The organism is Aureimonas ureilytica, assembly GCF_001475935.1.
Lineage (GTDB): Bacteria > Pseudomonadota > Alphaproteobacteria > Rhizobiales > Rhizobiaceae > Aureimonas > Aureimonas ureilytica_A.
The window spans coordinates 1-1,519 of sequence record NZ_LDQA01000106.1 but is presented as its reverse complement, the minus strand read 5'-3'; the positions used below and the strand labels follow the sequence as shown (position 1 = coordinate 1,519).

The following is a 1,519-nucleotide window of genomic DNA, read 5'->3' as shown; positions in this document are numbered from 1 at the left end:
GCGGCGGCGAGGGCCGCCGCATCCGTCGCGCCCTGCAAGGCGCGCCGTTGAAGAAAGACATTGCCCATATCGGTTGCGAAGGCGCTCGCGCCCACCAGGACCGGAAGGGCGATGCAGAAGGTGAGCGCGACCGAACCGGCTCGGTTATGCGCCAAGCGCGAAAACAGACCGAGCCGCGTCATGGGAGCAGCACCGCCGCCGTGCGAACCACCGATTGAGGCAGGGGCACGCTTTGGCGAACCAGTTCGGGCAGGGGCAGGTCGGACATGTCGTAGGAGACGGAGACATGCATCATGTCGAAACTCTCGCTGACTTCGACGCGGAGCTGAAGCGGGTCGATCAGGGGATATCCCTTGCCGGTCGTGTCCAGCCAGCGCAGCGCCATGGCTTGCCGCTGGTCCGGCGTCTCGCCGACCATGGCATAGCGCGAGACGTCGGCGGCGATCTGCGCGAGCGAATGGGCTCGTCCGATATAAAGTCCGACATAGGCCGAGCCCAGCAGAAGAAGGCAGAGGATCGGCGCTAGAATGGCGAACTCGACGGAATTGCTGCCTCGCCTCGACCGCAGGAAAAGGCGAATGCCAAGATGGAATGGGATAGGAAAGGCGTGTCGAGAAGCGCGGCTCATGGGAGTCTCGGCTGTTCTACCGGGTGTTGTGTCGAAGAAGAGCGTACCACTCGAAGGGATTTCGGCTACGGCAACTTGAGGTTACTGTTTACGATTGGTATACACACCCGGAGGTATTGCTAGGCGTCGAGTAGAGTCATCGAGCGGTATGAAATCCGCTTCTTTTCTACGCCTCGTAGGCTGATTTCAGGTTTAGGCGGCGAAGGGCATATTCCAGGGTTATGTCGTTGCAACGCCATCCATTCCGCTGGATTGTGACCTAGGGGATGCAACCTTGCGGTGAGATGTCGTTGCGAGGGGATCGTCTGATATGGGGCGCCGGACGCGTACTTGCCTGCCCGCAGAGAGCGGAGGGAGCGGTATGATGGGCCAGCCGATAGCGCTGTCAAAACGACGAGTCTGCGGCATCCTTCCGGTCTGCGCCTTCCAGGTGGCCGCTATCTTGCCGGGGCGATCAAGGTGCCAAGGTCATTATCCGCTCGGCAACGCAGGGCGACAGAGCCGCGTTCAGCGGCGCGGCCTATGCCAATCAAGCTTGCGCTCCGGTGGTCATTCCCATTCGGCCTCCAAGAGCCGACAGGCAGTGAGAACTCCATGATTTGGCGAGGGAATTGCGGGAAGCACACGACGGCCACCCGAGCGCGGCGGTTGATCGCCACGCCATGTCTGGTATGAAGGCGCGGCCGCTCCCGCCCGAGCCGACGCGGTGATCCCAGCCACGCCAAGGTTCGAATGCCGCTTTTCGACGTCCTGCCGCCCGACCTGTTCAAGCCTTTGGCGTCGTCGTCGCGCCGGCTTTACGCCGACCTTCTGCTGCATCTCCACCACCGCACCTTCACCCTGTCGGGCATCGTGCCGCGCCGCGCGGATGTGATCGCCGAGATCGACGCC

At 62.5% G+C, this 1,519-nt stretch carries 2 protein-coding genes; both read right to left on the bottom strand.

Going from position 1 to position 1,519, the window contains the following annotated elements; translation table 11 throughout:
• Window positions 1-182, bottom strand: a 182-nt coding sequence (locus tag NS365_RS22785) for a pilus assembly protein TadG-related protein (RefSeq protein ID WP_244498540.1), incomplete at its 3' end; no start/stop codon positions are given.
• Window positions 179-628, bottom strand: a complete 450-nt coding sequence (locus NS365_RS22780; RefSeq protein ID WP_058602577.1) for a TadE/TadG family type IV pilus assembly protein — start codon at window positions 626-628, stop codon at window positions 179-181. The genes NS365_RS22780 and NS365_RS22785, both read right to left, overlap by 4 nt.
• Between the last annotated feature and the right edge of the window lie 891 nt (window positions 629-1,519).

Excerpts from the sequence above, each read along its gene's own strand:
- NS365_RS22780 (WP_058602577.1), bottom strand. The coding sequence starts at position 628 with ATGAGCCGCGCTTCTCGACACGCCTTTCCTATCCCATTCCATCTTGGC.